This window comes from Pseudomonas sp. GL_090 (assembly GCF_057837765.1).
In genome coordinates, this window is record NZ_CM174452.1 from 4462037 (window position 1) to 4479200 (window position 17164).

13 protein-coding genes, 1 rRNA gene and 2 pseudogenes are annotated in these 17164 nt (G+C 59.6%); 9 read left to right on the forward strand and 7 right to left on the reverse strand.

What is annotated here, in order from left to right; translation table 11 throughout:
• Position 1 precedes the first annotated feature (1 nt).
• The 5 genes from AC3ITA_RS19965 to AC3ITA_RS19985 are packed head-to-tail and all read right to left on the reverse strand — an operon-like array spanning position 2 to position 5730.
• Positions 2-835 carry a class I SAM-dependent methyltransferase gene (locus tag AC3ITA_RS19965; protein WP_095942501.1) on the reverse strand — a complete coding sequence of 278 codons (834 nt, stop codon included), beginning with the start codon at positions 833-835 and terminating at the stop codon, positions 2-4.
• Positions 829-1986: an acyltransferase family protein gene (locus tag AC3ITA_RS19970; RefSeq protein ID WP_150674041.1), complete on the reverse strand. Its 1158-nt coding sequence runs from the start codon at positions 1984-1986 to the stop codon at positions 829-831. The genes AC3ITA_RS19965 and AC3ITA_RS19970 overlap by 7 nt, the downstream gene beginning before the upstream one ends.
• Positions 1983-2867: a class I SAM-dependent methyltransferase gene (locus AC3ITA_RS19975; protein ID WP_489278275.1), complete on the reverse strand. Its 885-nt coding sequence runs from the start codon at positions 2865-2867 to the stop codon at positions 1983-1985. Before AC3ITA_RS19975 ends, AC3ITA_RS19970 begins: the two co-directional genes overlap by 4 nt.
• Complete coding sequence (locus AC3ITA_RS19980; protein ID WP_489278276.1) at positions 2864-4159, reverse strand: glycosyltransferase; 1296 nt, start codon at positions 4157-4159, stop codon at positions 2864-2866. Before AC3ITA_RS19980 ends, AC3ITA_RS19975 begins: the two co-directional genes overlap by 4 nt.
• A complete protein-coding gene (locus AC3ITA_RS19985; protein ID WP_489278277.1) occupies positions 4153-5730 on the reverse strand; it encodes a glycosyltransferase in 1578 nt (525 codons plus the stop codon). Before AC3ITA_RS19985 ends, AC3ITA_RS19980 begins: the two co-directional genes overlap by 7 nt.
• A 424-nt stretch (positions 5731-6154) precedes the next feature.
• Between AC3ITA_RS19985 and AC3ITA_RS19990 the strand changes: the two are divergent.
• From AC3ITA_RS19990 to AC3ITA_RS20030, 9 genes and pseudogenes are all read left to right on the forward strand, one after another.
• A pseudogene (locus AC3ITA_RS19990) lies at positions 6155-6499 on the forward strand (NAD-dependent epimerase/dehydratase family protein); the annotation flags it as partial.
• Between the two features lie 90 nt (positions 6500-6589).
• Positions 6590-7561 (forward strand): GDP-mannose 4,6-dehydratase, encoded by a 972-nt coding sequence (gene gmd, locus AC3ITA_RS19995; RefSeq protein WP_150674044.1) that lies wholly within the window; start codon positions 6590-6592, stop codon positions 7559-7561.
• 3 nt (positions 7562-7564) lie between these two features.
• Positions 7565-9007, forward strand: a complete 1443-nt coding sequence (locus tag AC3ITA_RS20000; RefSeq protein WP_489278278.1) for a mannose-1-phosphate guanylyltransferase/mannose-6-phosphate isomerase — start codon at positions 7565-7567, stop codon at positions 9005-9007.
• Complete coding sequence (locus AC3ITA_RS20005; protein ID WP_489278279.1) at positions 9008-9805, forward strand: ABC transporter permease; 798 nt, start codon at positions 9008-9010, stop codon at positions 9803-9805.
• A complete protein-coding gene (locus tag AC3ITA_RS20010; RefSeq protein WP_095942494.1) occupies positions 9805-11058 on the forward strand; it encodes an ABC transporter ATP-binding protein in 1254 nt (417 codons plus the stop codon). Before AC3ITA_RS20005 ends, AC3ITA_RS20010 begins: the two co-directional genes overlap by 1 nt.
• Positions 11055-12422 carry a glycosyltransferase family 4 protein gene (locus AC3ITA_RS20015; protein WP_489278280.1) on the forward strand — a complete coding sequence of 456 codons (1368 nt, stop codon included), beginning with the start codon at positions 11055-11057 and terminating at the stop codon, positions 12420-12422. The genes AC3ITA_RS20010 and AC3ITA_RS20015 overlap by 4 nt, the downstream gene beginning before the upstream one ends.
• Positions 12406-13536: a glycosyltransferase family 4 protein gene (locus tag AC3ITA_RS20020; RefSeq protein WP_489278281.1), complete on the forward strand. Its 1131-nt coding sequence runs from the start codon at positions 12406-12408 to the stop codon at positions 13534-13536. The genes AC3ITA_RS20015 and AC3ITA_RS20020 overlap by 17 nt, the downstream gene beginning before the upstream one ends.
• Entirely contained in the window at positions 13537-14667 is a 1131-nt protein-coding gene (locus tag AC3ITA_RS20025) for a glycosyltransferase family 4 protein (protein WP_095942492.1), read from the forward strand.
• A 30-nt stretch (positions 14668-14697) separates the two neighbouring features.
• Positions 14698-14817, forward strand: a pseudogene (locus tag AC3ITA_RS20030) (LysR family transcriptional regulator); the annotation flags it as partial.
• Positions 14818-14819: 2 nt separating this feature from the next.
• Here the strand turns inward: AC3ITA_RS20030 and mrdA are convergent.
• Together mrdA and rrf are read right to left on the reverse strand one after the other, a co-directional pair.
• On the reverse strand, positions 14820-16712 hold the full coding sequence (gene mrdA / locus AC3ITA_RS20035) for a penicillin-binding protein 2 (RefSeq protein WP_489278282.1): 1893 nt from the start codon (positions 16710-16712) through the stop codon (positions 14820-14822).
• 201 nt (positions 16713-16913) lie between these two features.
• Positions 16914-17029 (reverse strand): 5S ribosomal RNA (gene rrf / locus AC3ITA_RS20040).
• Positions 17030-17164: the final 135 nt, after the last annotated feature.

A 17164-nucleotide genomic window follows, 5' to 3' on the forward strand; every position in this document is an offset into this window, starting at 1 on the left:
ATCAGGGCTTACGCGCAATGATCACCTGGCTTTTCGCCACCACCGCATCCAGCGCCTGCTTGATCTGCGTACCCCGTGGCGAAGCCAGGATCGCCTGCCAGGTGTCCGCCCAGTGGTTGAGCAAGGGATGGTCCGGGTTGCTGAAATCGACCTTGGCTTCCCAGAACAACAGCATCCACATCGACCAGTAGAATCCGTACTGGCTGTGGCTGATCACTTCCAGGCCCGCATCGCTGACCATGGCCTTGAACTGTTCTTCGCTGATGATGCGGATGTGGTTGGGCTTCTGGAAATACTCGGCCGCCGCGATATCTTTCTGCAGGTCTTCGGAGCTGGGGTGCGGGACGCTCAGCAGATACAACGCGCCCGGTTTGCCCACACGCACCAGTTCAGCGAGGAATTGGGCCGGATCGTCCACGTGCTCGATGACTTCGGTCGACACCACCCGGGTGGCCGTCCCATCGGCAATCGGCAGCGGGTTGCAGTCGGTGACATGGCATTCGACGTCGCGGGCCGGTGTATCGCCCAGGCGCTGACGTGTCGCCTCGACCTTGGCCGCGTCGATATCGGCGATGATGATCTTCGCCCCGCGCATCCCGCAGAAATGCACGTTGCCGCCGTCGCCGCAGCCGACATCCAGCAGCGTGTCCTCGGGGGTCACCGGGAAGCCGGTGAACAGTTCGCCGGTCTGCTGATTGAACCAGCCGCTGAGCATCGCGTCGTGCAGACCGAGCATGTAGGGGTCGACTTTCTCCGCCACTGGCGCCGCGGGCGGTGTCTCTGCCTGCACAGGCGCGGGCGTGCCCGCCGTGAGTTTCTTCAAAAGGCTCAGCATGAGGTGGCTCCAGAGGATGGGATGGCTGTTCGGGAGGTGCCCAGGCGTTTGACCAGCAAGGCGCCGCGGTTGCGCAGGGGCATTTCAATGAAGCGATAGTTGAGTTCGCTCAGCAGCACGATCAGGCCGCCAGCCATCAGCAACATCAGTATCGGATGGCCAGCCGGACTGGGCAGCCCGGCAGCCTGTAAACGGAAAATGAACTCACGAACCAGCAAGTAGGCCGGGATGTGGATCAGGTAAATCCCGTAGGAACGGCTGCCGACCCACGTCATCAGGTTTTTGAACACTCCGCGCGGCAACAGGTAATCTCGGTTGTAAGAAGCGATCCAGACCAGCAGCGCACACAACAGCGCAATCACGCCGATCCGGTAAGACGTGAAGGTGAAACGATCCGTTGCCATGAAGCTGAGCAGCAGCGATACCGCGATCAGTGCGGCAACACCCGCCCATGGACGACGCAGGAATTTTGGCTCCCAGCGCAGGTACGACGGTTGCGTACTCCACATCGCCAACAGCACGCCAAGGGCCAGCGCGTCGGTTCGCACCACCATCAGGATCGGCGTGCGCAGGGTCAACAATTGCACCGCCACCAGCGCCAGCAACGCCCACACCAGGTGCTTGCGCAACAGCACGATCATCAGCGGAAACAGCAGATAGAACTGCTCCTCCAGCGACAGGCTCCAGTAGACGAAACTGGTGCCATATTCGTAATGATAAAAACTGTCGGCAAAGCGGAAATTGGCGTATTGCGCGACGCCGGCCAGGGTCGCCTGAAGGTTCGCGTGCAGGGTGCCGAACGCGCCGGAGCGGTTGAGAAAAAGACACGCCAACAACATCAGTGCCAGCCACAGCCAGGCCGACGGCAGCAAACGAAAGGCCCGGCGCAACCAGAAATTGCGCGTCTGTTGCCAGTATTCCTGGCGAGTTGTGCAGCGGCGCAAGGCCGGAATCAGGCTGCGGGCAATGACGAAACCCGAGATCGCGAAAAACAGATCCACGCCCCACCACGGCTGGCTGTACAGCGTGATGGCCTGCAGCAACGGCACGGCCGCCGCGAACAGGCTGTCCTGCAGGTGATGAAACAGCACGCCAAGCACCGCAATGCCGCGCAGCAACTCGATGTCCATGATCCGTTTTTCGTTGCTCATGCGCCCTCCTGGACATGGGGTTTGCGGGCAATGATCACCTGGCTCTTGGGCATGAACCGGTCCAGCATCTGCTTGATCGCCAACCCGTCAGGCTGGGCCAGCAAGTCCTGCCAGGTTTTCGCCCAGCTCTCCATCAGCGGCGGATACGGTGCCTGAATCCGGTCGCGAACCGCGCCACCCAATTCACGCCCGGCAGCCCGCTCGCTGGCCCAGAAAAAAATCATGCCCATGACCCAGAAAAACCCGGTGGCCTGGCGATGCTCGATGACCAGGTCCGCGTCTTCCACCAGCGCGGCGAATCGCTCGGGGCTGAAAATCTGCACGTGATTGGGCGATTGAAAATAGCTGGCCGGGGCGATGCCTTTCTGCAGATGCTCGCCCACCGGGGACGGCACGCTCAGCAGGTACAGCGCGCCGGGGCGGCCCATGCGCACCAGTTCGGCCATGAAGGGCTCTGGCTGATCAATGTGTTCCAGCACTTCCATGCACACGACTTTGCTGGCGCACCCGTCGGCCAATGGCAGCGGTAAACTGTTACTGACCAGCCCCAGGTTCGGTTTGTCCGATTGCGCCGCCACTTGCCGGGCAAGCTCGCGGACCTTGTCGTGTTCACTGTCGGTGAAAATCACCGAAGCGCCCTGGCGGACCGCGAACAAGGTCGCCACCCCTTCGCCGCAGCCGACATCCAGCAAGGTGTCGTCGGCGGTAATGGCAAACCCCTTGAGCAATTCGCCGCTGTCGCCGCAAAACCAGCCGTCATGCATTGCATCGTGCAAGCCCACGTCTCTTGGCGACACACGGGATTGCTCGACCGGCGACGGCGCGGGCCGGGGCTCGGGTTTCGTCTCTGGAAAGAAACGTCTGACCAATGCGCGAATCATGCCTCAGGGGTTTCCACGACACGGTTTTCGAACAAACGCTCAAAAAATACGCCAAGCCGCTGCTCGGCTGTGGCCTGGCTGCAGAACTTCCTGAGGCTGGCCACTGCGTGCACGGACATCTGTGCATAACGCCCGGGATCACCCTTGGCCACGTCATAGCTTGATTGGTAAGCCCTGCACAACGACGCCCAATTGGTGACGTAGCGCAAGGTACGAAACGCCCTGCGCGGGTCATGTGGCCAGGCCGTCAGCTCATCGGTGGAGTCAATCAGGAATGCATTATCGGCATCCAGATAATCGATCATCGCCGTGGTCCGTGGCGCCACCGCCGGTTTGCCACAGGACATGAACTCCATCAGCGGAAGACATTGGCCTTCGCCATAGGATGTGTTGACCACATAACTTGTGGCTTGCACCAGCTGCTCATAGTCCGCGTCAGCCAGATAGCCGTAAATCAATACGACCCGGCAGCGGTAAGACTGGTTTTTGTACAAGTGGTGAAGGATGTCGGTCAGCGCTTGCTCGGCATCGTGGTGCGTCAACTTGAGCACCAGCGTTGCGTCGTCCACCTCGCGAAACGTCACGCAAAAGGCACTGAGCATGTCTTCCCAGTTCTTGCGCCCGTCACCGGGGTTGAACACCGAGGTATAAATCACGCCGTCGAGGACCAACTCGTGCTCACTCGGCGGGGCCTCGAAATCAATACCCGCACCTTCGCGAGTGGCCACGGGGCCGAAGGCACGCAAGTCGAGTTTGCGGCTGTCGGCCAGCAACCCCTTGAGCGTCAACCGCACCTGACTGGCCAGGGGCTGGCGTTGCAAGTGGGCGCCGCGCTCGGAAAACCGGTCCCATACCGGGGCCGGTACCGCGATGACCGGATAGTCGGCGCCCATCGCCTCGCGCACCGCATTCACGGTGTAGCTGGAATGTGTAATCGCCGCACCCGCTGCCTGCAATACCGTGCGCCAGTCATTGAGCGGATCACCGGCAAAGGGTTCGTTGGGGATAGTGCTGAATTCCCACGCGAACACCGGCAGCGTCGGGCAGGTGAAATTGACCGGCGTGCGATGAGGTGGTGAAAACGACAGGAACACGCACGCTTCGCCACGGGATAAACAGTCCAGGTACAAGGCATCGACTTCGGTCTGCGGGTCGCTGACTTCTACCACTCGCCCCAGCCGCTCCAGCACGGGTCGGTACTCCTTGAGCACGAAGTAATAGCTGTACTCCGAGCGGCCAAGGTTCCGGGCAATGGTGTGCTGGTTGGTTTCCGAATGAATGATGATCAGCATGAGGCGGTATCCGTCACGGTTGCTGTCGGCAAAGCCTGTGGCGCCAGCCCGAAAAAATCCGCCATGCGTTTGTGCACCGGGGCGAATGCGCAGTAATCACGCATGCGTTCGACGGCGGCCAGGGACATGCGCTGATACTCCAGCGGTTGTTCCTTGGCCAGACGGTAGCTGTTTTCGTAAGCGGTTTTCAGCGAACCCCAATCCGGCCGGTAACGCAGGGTGCGGTAGATGATGCGAGTGTCCTGTGGCCAGATGGTCAGCTCTTCGCTGGACGTGACCACAAACGCCACACGCTCATCGATGTAGTCCTCCATGGCCGTGTGATCCGGGGCAATTACCGGTTTACCGCTGGCCATGAACTCCATCAGCGGCAGGCACAGCCCTTCGCAGCGCGAGGCATTGACATAGTAACTGGCGGCTTCGTACAGACGGGCGTATTGCGGGTCGTCCAGGTAGCCGTGCATGACCACCACCCGACAGGCGAACGGCGAAAGCTGCGCGAGCAACGTCATCAGTTCGTCATGGTAGGACGACAGATCGCTTTGGGTAATTTTCAGCACCAGTGTCGCGTCAGGCGTTTCGCGGAACGCCCAGCAGAATGCGGTGATCAGCTGATGCCAGTTTTTGCGACCGTCACGCGGGTTGAACACGGTGACGTACACCACACCGTCAACCTGTGTTTCGACCTGGGCGGTGGTGTCCGGCCACTGTCGCGGGTCTGGCTCGGGTACTGCAATCGTCTGCGGGCCGGCGATGGCCGGACACCAGTCAGCGAGACGTTCATGGGCGGTTTGCGACAACAAGTCGCGAATCCCTTCCCAGTACCACTGGCTTAGAAAATGCGTGCGATGAACCGGGACCGGCAGCGATTTACCTTTGTCCAGGCGCCACATATGCAGGTAATGGCGAGCAATCACCAAGCGGCGCTTGAGCGTCAGCGGCGGTGGCTTCAATGCCTCCAGTTCAGCCTCGAGCGCCGCCAGTTCCTCGGCGCTCGGCACGACGGGAATCAGTGCATCGGCGCTCAGCCCGAGGGTGCGCGTATCGAAGATGCAACCCTTGATGTCCAGGGTCGAGCCGGTGCTGATCGGGACGCTGGTGTGGCGACTACGAATGTCGGCGAAGTTTTCCCACAACGGCGTCGGCAACACCAACACCGGAAAGTCTTCGCCCATGGCCCGACGAATCGCCCGGGCGGTATGGCTGGAGAGTGTGATCACCCGGCCCTGCCGCGCCAGCATTTGCGTCCAGTCCTGGCGCGGGTCGTTATCCCATTGTTCATCGGGAATCGAATCAAACTCCCAGGTCACCACGCAGATCGTCGGGCACTCAAGGTCGTTCGGGGTTTTCTGCGGCGGCGTAAACGACAGGAACAGACTGTCTTCGCCGGCGGCCAATAATTGTTTGTAGAGCGGATCGACCTCGGCGGTGGAGGACACCACATGCACTCGCCCAAGGCTTTCGAGTACAGGGCGATACGCCTTGAGCACGAAGTAGTAACTGTACTCGGGACGGCCGAGACTCTGGCTGATGGAGCTGTCGTTGACGTCGGAGTAAAGAATAAAATTCATGGTATCCCACGGTGACACCGCCATCCCGGCAGCCTCACGCCATGACGGGGAGAACACGGTTCGAGTCAGTGTTTACTGGCGCTCGTCCATCGTCTTGCTGCCCGTCTTCGTTCTTGTTTTAGTGGTCAGTTTCTCGCAGTTTCGAAGCGACGCTGCCGAACCCCGGATACTCGTGACGAAGGGCATTCTAACCACATCCGTTGAGGATTCGTGAACCGCCCGACGAGAATAAATCAGGCTACGCTGACGAGAACTGACCGGTCACGATTGGACCTGTTGAAATTGCCGAGCAAATGGCACAGATTGACCAGCAAACAACTACAACAAACATTTCATCTGTCTTTGCGAGCGATCCTGTTGGTTCGTAAGACCCTTCCATCAAGCCAATCAGGAATGGATGAAATGCATGACCGGGGGGTCGCGGTTGAAAAAACGTCTGTTTGTCACGGGCCTGACTGGATTCACAGGACAGCACACCCAATCGCGTTTGCAGGCCGATGCCTCGGAATGGGAACTTCTGCCTGTTCCTTGCCGCTACGATCTCGCCGCGCCAGACAGCCTCGAAGGCTTGTGGCCGGAATTGCCCGATGTGGTAATTCACCTGGCTGACCAGACTTTCGTCCCGGACGCCTTTCATGATCCGGCGCGCACCCTGAACATCAATCTGCTGGGCACCCTGAACCTGCTGCGAGCCTTCAAGGCATGCGGCTTCACCGGCGCGTTCCTGTACGTCAGCTTGCTCGGGGCGCGAGCAGAGCATTCGCAGCCTGATCGAAACCACCGGATGGAAGCCTGAAATCACAACACAACAATCCCTGCGGGCGATCCTGTCCGACTGGGAGAAGCGAGTACGACAAGAATGACTAAAAGTGCATTGATCACAGGTATCACCGGCCAGGATGGCGCGTATCTGGCCAAACTGCTGCTCGACAAGGGCTACAAAGTCCACGGCCTGGTGGCGCGTCGCAGCAGCGACTCGCGCTGGCGCCTGCGTGAGATGGGGGTCGAGGCAGACATCGTCTACCTGGAGGGCGACATGGCCGATGCCTGTTCAGTGCAGCGCGCGGTGATCAAGTCGGCGCCGGACGAGATCTACAACCTCGCCGCGCAAAGCTTTGTCGCGGCCTCCTGGGATCAACCGGTGACCACCGGCATCGTCGACGGCCTGGGCGTGACCCACCTGCTCGAAGCGATCCGTCAGTTCAGCCCGCAAACGCGCTTCTACCAGGCGTCCACCAGCGAAATGTTCGGCCTGATCCAGGCCGAGCAGCAGGACGAGAACACGCCGTTCTATCCGCGCAGCCCTTATGGCGTGGCCAAGCTGTACGGCCACTGGATCACCGTGAACTACCGCGAAAGCTTCAACCTGCATGCCAGCAGCGGCATTCTGTTCAACCATGAATCACCGCTGCGCGGCATCGAGTTCGTGACGCGCAAAGTCACCGATGCCGCTGCCCGAATCAAGCAGGGCAAGCAGCAGGAACTGCGCCTGGGCAACATCGACGCCAAGCGCGACTGGGGCTTTGCCGGGGACTACGTCGAAGCCATGTGGCTGATGCTGCAACAGGACAAGCCCGACGACTTCGTGGTGGCCACCGGTGTGACCACGACCGTGCGCGAGATGTGCCGGATTGCCTTCGATCATGTGGGTCTGAACTACCGCGACTACGTGAAGATCGACCCGGCGTTCTTCCGCCCGGCCGAAGTCGAAGTGCTGCTCGGCAACCCGGCCAAGGCCCAACGTGTGCTGGGCTGGAAACCAAAAACCGATCTGGATGCCTTGATCCGCATGATGATGGATGCGGACATGAAACGCGTCGCCAAGGAGTAGGCCATGCTGATTCCCGTGATTCTCTCCGGTGGTGCCGGGACAAGGTTGTGGCCGGTGTCGCGTGAGGACCATCCCAAACCCTTCATGGTATTGCCCGACGGCCAGTCGCTGCTGGGCAAGACCTATCGGCGTGCCGCGCATCTGATCGCCGGCTGGGGCGATATCGTCACGGTGACCAACCGCGAGTACTACTTCCAGAGCAAGGATCACTTTCGGGACGCGCACCTGGGCCATCATCGCGGGCACTTCCTGCTGGAGCCGACGGGTCGCAACACGGCGCCGGCCATTGCCGCCGCCGCCCTCTCCCTCCAGGCCCTGCATGGCGACGACGCGATCATGCTGGTCATGCCCGCCGACCATCTGATCGTCAATGTCGACGCACTGAAGGACGCGGTCGAGCATGCCGTGACGCTGGCCAGGCGCGGTCACCTGGTGACCTTTGGTGTGGTGCCGACGGCGCCGGAAACCGGTTTTGGCTACATTGAAGCCGGCACATCGCTGGACGACAAAGGCGCTGCCAGCGTGCGACGCTTCGTCGAAAAACCTGACCTGCAAACCGCGACTCATTACCTGGAAAGCGGCAACTTCCTGTGGAACTCCGGGATGTTCTGCTTCTCGGTCGCCAGCGTACTGGCCGAACTGCAAACCCATGCGCCCGACTTGCTGGAGCAGACGCGAACCTGCATGGCCGCCAGCGCTGCGGTGGAAAACGCGGGGTGCCTGCAACAGGAACTGTCGCCGGCCCTGTTTGGCGAGATCATGGACATTTCCATCGACTACGCGTTGATGGAGCGCTCCGACAAGGTGGTTGTCGTGCCGGCCCGTTTCGACTGGAGCGACATCGGATCCTGGGGTGCGGTGGCCGCGCTGGTACCGGCGGATGCACAAAACAACCGCGCCGTCGGCGAGTCGATTTTCATCGACAGCCACGACAACTTCGTCCACAGCGAAGACCGTCTGGTCGCGACCGTGGGCGTGGACAACCTGATCATCGTCGACACCGCCGACGCGGTGCTGGTGGCCCACGCCGACCGCGCCCAGGATGTGCGCCGGGTGGCCAGGCAACTCAAGGATAAAGAGCACGAAGCCTATCGCCTGCACCGTACCGTCAGCCGGCCATGGGGCACCTACACCGTGCTCGAGGAAGGCCCGCGCTTCAAGATCAAACGCATCGTGGTCAAGCCCGGCGCCAAGTTGTCACTGCAGATGCACCACCATCGCAATGAACACTGGGTGGTGGTCGAAGGCATGGCCAGGGTCACCAACAATGGCACCGGCACTCGCCTGGTGGCCAAGAACGAATCGACCTTCATTGCCGCGGGTCACAAGCATCGCCTGGAAAATCCCGGCGTGATCGACCTTGTGATCATCGAAGTGCAAAGCGGCGAATACCTGGGAGAGGACGACATCGTCCGCTTCGAAGATCAATACGGCAGGACGGTTTGAATGCTGCTTTCCCTTTACCGCACGCTGAGCAGCTATCGAGGGTTCATCCTCGGTAGCGTCCAGCGAGAGTTTCAGGCGCGTTATCGCAATTCGTTGTTCGGTGCCCTGTGGACCGTGCTCAATCCGCTGTCGATGATCATTGTCTACACCGTTATTTTTTCCCAGATCATGCGCGCGCGTTTGCCAGGGGTAGATGACGGCATGGCCTACAGCATCTACCTCTGCGCCGGGTTGCTGACCTGGGGCTTGTTCGCGGAAATCACCGTGCGCAGCCAGAACATGTTTCTGGATAACGCCAACCTGCTGAAAAAAATCAGCTTTCCACGGATCTGCCTGCCGGTGATCGTGCTGTTGAATGCCGGTATCAACTTCGCAATCATCATCGGCTTGTTCCTCGGCTTTCTGTTGATCACCGGTCGACTACCGGGCCTGGCCCTGTTTGCGCTCATTCCTCTGCTGGCGTTACAGGTGATGTTCTGTGCCGGGTTGGGGATTATTCTTGGCGTATTGAATGTTTTTTTTCGCGATGTCGGGCAATTTTTCGCCATCTGTCTGCAATTCTGGTTCTGGCTGACGCCAATCGTTTACCCGCTGAGCATCCTGCCCGATTGGGTGCAGCGCTTGCTGCAACTCAACCCCCTGACCAACCTGATCACCAGCTACCAGAACATCTTCCTGTATGGCCAATGGCCCGTCTGGAGTTCGCTGCTGCCGATCCTGGTCGCCAGCGTTATGTTTCTCGTCATCGGGCTTCGGCTGTTTCGGCAGAGGGTCGGTGAAATGGTGGATGAACTCTGATGGGGCACATACGCGTCACCGGCCTGGGCAAGGCCTATAAACAATACCCTTCCCGCTGGAGTCGACTGGTTGAATGGCTGGTCCCGTTCTCGCCGATTCGTCATCGCCAGCATTGGGTGCTGCAGGACGTAACCTTCCAGATTGCCCCCGGAGAATCGGTGGGTATCGTCGGGGTCAACGGCGCCGGCAAAAGCACCTTGTTGAAGATGATCACCGGCACCACCCAACCCACCCGCGGCACCATTGAGCTCGAAGGCCGCGTCGCCGCCCTGCTGGAATTGGGCATGGGTTTTCATGCGGACTTTACCGGCCGGCAGAATGCGGTCATGGCCGGGCAACTGCTGGGCATGCAGGTCGAAGAAATAGAAGCGTTGATGCCGGAAATCGAACGCTTCGCGGAAATTGGCGACGCCATCGACCACCCGGTGCGCACTTATTCCAGCGGTATGCAAATGCGTCTGGCGTTCAGTGTGGCTACCGCGCGGCGCCCGGACATTTTGATCGTCGATGAAGCACTGTCGGTGGGCGATGCCTACTTCCAGCACAAAAGTTTCGACCGCATCCGCAGTTTTCGCAAAGCCGGTACCACGCTGTTGATCGTCTCCCATGACCGTGGGGCGATTCAGTCGATCTGCGACTCGGCGATCCTCCTGGAAAACGGCCACATGGCCATGCACGACACACCCGAATCCGTGATGGATTACTACAACGCCCTGCTCGCCGAGCGTGAAGGACAGACCGTGCGCCAGGAAGCCCTCGCCGGCGGCCAGGTCAGTACCATTTCGGGAACGGGTGAAGCCCGGATCCTGACCGTGCGCTTGCTCGACCAACATGAACGCTCCATCGACGCCGCCGAAGTCGGCCAGCCGGTCGTGCTGGAAGTGAATGTCGAGGTTTGCCAGGACATCGAACGGCTGGTACTGGGCTTCATGATCAAGGATCGCCTGGGCCAGGCCATGTACGGCATCAACACCCATCGCCAGGATCAGGCGCTGACCGACTTGCAGGCTGGCGAGCGCGTGACCTATCGCTTTGCTTTCGTCATGGGGCTGGGCAAGGGTAACTATTCCGTGGCCTTGAGCCTGTCACGCCTGGATTCACACCTGGACCGCAACTTCGAGTGGCGCGATTACGGGTTGGTGTTCCATGTGATCAACAACCGCCAGGAAGACTTTGTCGGCTGCTCGTGGTTGGCCGCGAAGACCACCGTCACGCGTTCGAGCGCGCCGGTGACCTCGGGGGGCACGCCATGACGCGTCTTTTGGTGGAATGTACGCACGTTTTCCAGCACCCCAAGGTCAATTCGGGCATTCAGCGGGTGGTGCGCAACGTCGTCAACCAGTTACCGGAATCGGTCGACGGCGTTGAATGCATCCCGGTTGTGATGCTCAAGGGCAAACTCTATCGGGTGCTGAAACTCGGTGCGCTGAACATTCCGTTTTTCGATCAGTTGATGATGTTCGGCGGGCGACTTGGCCGACTGGCACATCGTTTCTGGCAATGGCATCAGCGGCTCGATAAACGCCTGACATCGCGTTTCGCCCGGCGCTTGGTATACGTGGCTTATCGACTGACAGCGCTGACCTGCTTCAGCGTGCCGCTGCGTCTGATCGACCAACTCAATCAGTATCAACTGCCCAAACGTTGCACGCCGCTACAGCACCAACCGGGGGATCAACTGGTGCTGCTGGACTCGTCCTGGCACACCGATTTCTTCCCGTTTGCCGAACGACTCAAACGTGAAGGCGTGGGCATCGTTTCGGTGATTTACGACCTGATTCCCGTGACGCATCCGCAGTTTTACGACACGCGGTTGGTGCAGGTTTTCAATGAATGGTTCGACTGGATCACCAAAACCGCCGATGGCTATGTGGCCATTTCCGCCACGGTGCGCGATCAGGTGCGTGATGAACTGCAGCGCCGCCTGGGTCCTGCCAAGGCCAGTGAATTGTGGTTCGACTATTTCCACCTCGGCTCCGAACTGGACCTGAGCGAAGTCACGGCCGCCGTCGAGCCGCGCCTGACGCATATTTTCAGAACGCCGGAACCAGTGTTTTTGATGGTCAGTACCATCGAGCCGCGCAAGAACCACGACTACCTGCTGGATGCCTTCGAACGGGCCTGGGCGGCAGGCTCCAATGCCCGTCTGTGCATTGCCGGGCGAGTCGGCTGGAAATGCGATGCACTGCTGGCCCGGGTCCGTAATCACCCGCAGTTGAACCAACGACTGTTCATGTTCAACGACCTGAACGACACCAGCCTCGAACATGCCTACACCCACGCCAGCTCACTGGTGTTTCCGTCTTTTGTGGAAGGCTTCGGCCTGCCACTGGTAGAAGCCATGCAGCGTGGACTGCCGGCCATGGGCAGCGACATTGCGGTTTTTCGCGAAATCGGTGGCGAGTTCATGGCGTACTTCGATCTGGCCGAACCACAAAGCCTGGCTGACCTGGTCATTCGTTTCGAGAGCAGCGGTCAATTCCCGGCCACTCGTGATGTCGCGCACTGGCGCTGGATCGGTTGGCGTGAAGCCAGTGCGCAATTGGCCGAACGCACTCTGCGCAATCTCTCGGACGTGCCGCTCGCACAAGAGAGGCAACATGCGCATTGCCCTTAACGCCCGGATTCTCCAGGCGCCGCGCACCGGCATCGGCCACTACGTCGTCGAACTGGCGAACGCCCTGGCGTGTGAACCGGATATTGAACTGGCGCTGTTTCATGGCTGGGGCTGGAGTGATGTGCTGCCTGAGGCGGCCATGCCCGGCTATTCCCGACTGACGCCATTGCTGCGGCAGATTCCGGGGGCCTATCAAGCCCGGCGGTGGCTGGAGCAGAAACGCTTCGATCAAGGCCGCGCGCAAGCCATCGACCTCTACCACGAACCGAGTTTGTGGCCGCTGTCATTCGACGGCCCGACAGTCATCACCCTGCATGACCTGACTCACCTGCACTATCCCGAAACGCAGCCACCGGCGCGCTTGCGAGAAATCGAACGGCGCGTGACCGATGGCGTGCGACAGGCAAGCCTGATTCTTACCGACTCGCAGTTCATTGCTGACGAAGCCCAGGCGCATTTCGGGTTACCGGTCGAGCGGTTTGTCGTCGCACCGCTGGGTGTAGCCACGCGTTTTCACCCGCGATCCCCCGAGGCTATCGACGCTGTACTCAAGAACCATGGCGTTGAAGCGCGGGGATACTTCCTCTGTGTCGGTACCCTGGAGCCGCGCAAGAATCTGTCCCTCGCCCTGCGCGCCCACGCCCGATTGCCGGAATCGGTCCGTCAGCGTTTTCCATTGCTGATCGTCGGCATGGCCGGCTGGCAGCGCGAGCAGTTCAGCGAAGAATTGCACCAGGCCCTGGCCCGCGGTTGTGTCTGTTTGCTGGGCTATCTGCCTGACGAGCACGTTGCGCAGCTGTTGGCCGGCGCCCGGGCATTGATTTTTCCGTCGCTTTACGAAGGTTTTGGCCTGCCGGTGCTGGAAGCCATGGCTTGCGGAACGCCGGTCATTCTGACCCGACGTTCGGCCATGCCCGAAGTCGCAGGCTCTGCGGGTAACTATGTTGAACCGGATGAAACCGACGGCTTGCGCGATGCAATGAGTCGTCTGATCGAGGATCTAGCGCATTGGCAGGCATGCCGAGAAGCCGGATTGCTACAGGCAAGGCTTTTTACCTGGGAGCGCTGCGCGCAAGTCACGGCCAGCGCTTACCGCCAGGCTCTGGGAGGTTGAATGCGAGTTCTTCATTTTTTCAAGACGTACCTGCCTGACTCGGTCGGCGGGATCGAACAAGTGATTTTCCAGTTGTGCGAAAGCGGCGCCCTGCACGGCGTTGAAGGCAAGGTGCTGACACTCAGTGCCGATCCGACACCGCCGGTGATGCAGGTCGCGCATCATGAAGTCCATCGAGCCCGGCTCGACATTCAGTTCGCCTCCACGGGTTTTTCCTGGAGCGTCTTCAAACAGTTTTGCGAGCTGGCAGCGGAGGCCGACGTAGTCAATTACCACTTTCCATGGCCGTTCATGGACCTGGTGCATTTCGCAAGCAGTCTGAACAAACCCAGCGTGGTGACGTACCACTCGGACATTATCCGCCAGAAACAGCTGCTCAAACTTTACCGGCCGCTGATGAATCGCTTTCTGCACAGCGCCGACCGGATCATCGTTGCATCGCCTAATTACCTGCACACCAGTGATGTGTTGCAACAGTTTCAGCACAAGACCCGAGTGATCCCCTATGGATTGAACAAGACGGGTTACCCACAGCCGGACAGCGATCGAACGGCTCACTGGCGGCAAAAGCTTGGCGATAAGTTCTTTCTGTTTGTGGGTGTGATGCGCTACTACAAAGGGTTGCACATCCTGCTCGACGCCCTGAAGGACCTGGATTACCCGACAGTAATTGTCGGTGCCGGCCCGTTGGAACAAGAGCTGCATGCCCAGGCGGCCGCCTTGGGTTTACGCAATATTCACTTCCTCGGGCGTCTGGGAGACGAGGACAAGGTAGCGTTGCTGCAACTGAGCTATGCCATCGTGTTCCCGTCGCACCTGCGCTCCGAAGCCTTTGGCATTTCACTGCTGGAAGGCGCGATGTATGGCAAACCGATGATCTCCAGTGAGATTGGCACTGGCACCAGTTACATCAACATCCATAACGAGACCGGGCTGGTGGTGCCACCGAGTAATCCATTGGCGTTTCGCGAGGCGATGCGCACGCTTTGGGAAAACCCGGTGCTGGCGGCGCAAATGGGCGAGAAGGCACAGGCCCGTTATCAAAATCTGTTCACGGCGGACGAAATGGGTCGCAAATGGGCAAATTTGTATGAGGAACTGCTGGAAGAAAAAACCCTCGCCTACGCATGAGGCCTTCCTGCAGATCCGAGTTCCCCCCTGCTGCTGCCCCACGAAGGGATTGCCGATGTGGACATTCATTGGCTGTGGAACCGCGAACAGCGCATGAGCCGTGCCGAGACGATCTTTCTCGAAAGCCTGCAACAACGGCTGACAGACTAAATTCAGACGTGAGGATCGCCCGCAGCCTTGCTCGGCGCTGCGTACTGCGGCTTGAGATGGCCATCCTGGTCGAGTAGCCAGGCGTCCATGATCTCCCGCACCACGGGACCGGCAACGCGACCACCGGCCTCGCCGTTTTCGATCATCACCGAAATCACGATCTTCGGGTGCTCGGCCGGGGCGAAACCGACGAACAAGGCATTGTCGCGGTTACGCTCGCGGGTTTTCTCCCGGTTGTAACGCTCGCCCTGCTTGATTGCCACCACCTGTGCGGTACCGCTCTTACCGGCAATACGGTACTGCGCGCCCGCCGCTGCGGCCCGGGCAATCCCGCGGGCATCATGCATCACCATCTGCATGCCATGGTTGACCTGCTCCCAGCCGCGTGGATCCTTGAGCAGAATATTCGGCATCGGATGCTCATCCACCGGCGCGACACCGTCCACGGTTTTGGCCAGGTGCGGACGATTCCACACGCCTTTGTTGGCAATCAGCGCGGTGGCCTGGGCCAACTGCAGTGGCGTGACCTGCATATAGCCCTGGCCGATACCGAGAATCACCGTCTCGCCCGGGAACCAGGCCTGACGACGGGTGGCGCGTTTCCAGGCTTGGGATGGCATCAGGCCGGGAGACTCTTCATTCATGTCCAGGGAGACTTTCTCACCCAGTCCGAACATCGCCATGTAATCGTGCAGACGATCAATCCCCAGTTTGTGAGCAAGGTCGTAGAAATAGGTGTCGTTGGAACGCATGATCGCCGCATCCATATCCACCCAGCCGTCGCCGCTGTGGTTCCAGTTGCGGTACTTGTGATCGAAATCCGGCAGTTGGTAATAACCGGGGTCGAACACACGGGTCTGTGGTGTGACGACACCGGCATCGAGGCCGGCGATTGCCACTTCCGGCTTGATGGTCGAACCCGGCGCATAGAGACCGCGCAGCACACGGTTGAACAGCGGTCGGTCGATGGAGTCCCGGAGTGTGGAGTATTCCCTGGAGCTGATACCGGTGACGAACAGGTTCGGATCGAAACTCGGGTTGCTGACCATGGCCAGCACTTCACCGGTCGACGGATCCAGCGCGACCACCGAACCACGGCGATCCCCCAGGGCTTGTTCGGCGGCTTCCTGAAGCTTGATGTCGAGGCTCAGGACAATGTTTTCGCCGGGCACCGGGTCAGTGTGCTTGAGCACCCGCAGCACGCGACCCTGGGCATTGGTTTCGACTTCCTCATAACCGACATGGCCGTGCAGTTGCGACTCGTAGAATTTTTCGATCCCGGTCTTGCCGATGGATTGGGTACCTCGGTACTCGACGTCATCCAAAGCCTTTGACTCTTTCTCGTTGATACGTCCGACGTAGCCGACTGAATGGGCGAAGTGCTCGCCCAATGGATAGTGCCGAACGAACTGCGGCTCGACATCGAGGCCCGGCAGACGGAACTCGTTGACGGCGAGTACGGCAATCTGTTCTTCGCTCAGCTCATAGAACAGTGTCACGGGTACGAAGGGGTGACGTGCCTGCTTCATCGCCTTGTCGAACAGCGTGCGATCTTCAGCGGGCAAGTGCAGGAGATTGACGACCTCGTCCAGCTCTTCGTTGACATTGGATGCACGTTCGCGGGTGATGGTCAGGTTGAAGCTGGGGCGGTTGTCTGCGAGGAGTACGCCGTTGCGGTCATAGATCAACCCGCGGGGCGGTGTAATCGGCAGGACATGTACGCGATTGTTTTCGGAGATGGTCGAGTGATAGTCGAACTCGACTACCTGCAGGACATACATGCGCACTACCAGTGCACAGGTGACAGCCGCAACGAACAAGGCGCAGGCCATGAGTCTCTTGTTGACCAGGCATGTCTCTTTTTCGTGGTCCTTGATCGGTATCGGTTCGGGCACTTGTGCAGCAACTCTTTGAAAAAGAATGCCGATCCGTGGGCGCAAATTCAGTCCATTAAAAATGAGCTGCACCATACCAAAAGCGTGGAGCCTGGTTTGTGTGATTTTTTTTATAATTGACCTTGGGTGGGCCGGCCTTGTTTTTCGAGCGCAAAAACAAAACCCCTACCTGCATACGCAGATAGGGGTTTCGGAATTTAATCTTGACGATGACCTACTCTCACATGGGGAAACCCCACACTACCATCGGCGATGCATCGTTTCACTGCTGAGTTCGGGATGGGATCAGGTGGTTCCAACGCTCTATGGTCGTCAAGAAATTCGGGTACCGAGTCGTGGCCGGTCGGCCGCGCTTCAGCAAATTGGGTATGTGACAGCTAGGTGTTTTGTGAGCATCTCGAACTTTCGGTTCGTTTCGTCTTCACACACCGCAATCTGGTCTCTTTCGTTTC

What these genes read in the sequence shown, in the direction of transcription:
- AC3ITA_RS19965 (WP_095942501.1), bottom strand. Translation starts at nt 835, where the DNA reads ATGCTGAGCCTTTTGAAGAAACTCACGGCGGGCACGCCCGCGCCTGTG.
- AC3ITA_RS19970 (WP_150674041.1), bottom strand. Translation starts at nt 1,986, where the DNA reads ATGAGCAACGAAAAACGGATCATGGACATCGAGTTGCTGCGCGGCATT.
- AC3ITA_RS19975 (WP_489278275.1), bottom strand. Translation starts at nt 2,867, where the DNA reads ATGATTCGCGCATTGGTCAGACGTTTCTTTCCAGAGACGAAACCCGAG.
- AC3ITA_RS19980 (WP_489278276.1), bottom strand. Translation starts at nt 4,159, where the DNA reads ATGCTGATCATCATTCATTCGGAAACCAACCAGCACACCATTGCCCGG.
- AC3ITA_RS19985 (WP_489278277.1), bottom strand. Translation starts at nt 5,730, where the DNA reads ATGAATTTTATTCTTTACTCCGACGTCAACGACAGCTCCATCAGCCAG.
- gmd (WP_150674044.1), top strand. Translation starts at nt 6,590, where the DNA reads ATGACTAAAAGTGCATTGATCACAGGTATCACCGGCCAGGATGGCGCG.
- AC3ITA_RS20000 (WP_489278278.1), top strand. Translation starts at nt 7,565, where the DNA reads ATGCTGATTCCCGTGATTCTCTCCGGTGGTGCCGGGACAAGGTTGTGG.
- AC3ITA_RS20005 (WP_489278279.1), top strand. Translation starts at nt 9,008, where the DNA reads ATGCTGCTTTCCCTTTACCGCACGCTGAGCAGCTATCGAGGGTTCATC.
- AC3ITA_RS20010 (WP_095942494.1), top strand. Translation starts at nt 9,805, where the DNA reads ATGGGGCACATACGCGTCACCGGCCTGGGCAAGGCCTATAAACAATAC.
- AC3ITA_RS20015 (WP_489278280.1), top strand. Translation starts at nt 11,055, where the DNA reads ATGACGCGTCTTTTGGTGGAATGTACGCACGTTTTCCAGCACCCCAAG.
- AC3ITA_RS20020 (WP_489278281.1), top strand. Translation starts at nt 12,406, where the DNA reads ATGCGCATTGCCCTTAACGCCCGGATTCTCCAGGCGCCGCGCACCGGC.
- AC3ITA_RS20025 (WP_095942492.1), top strand. Translation starts at nt 13,537, where the DNA reads ATGCGAGTTCTTCATTTTTTCAAGACGTACCTGCCTGACTCGGTCGGC.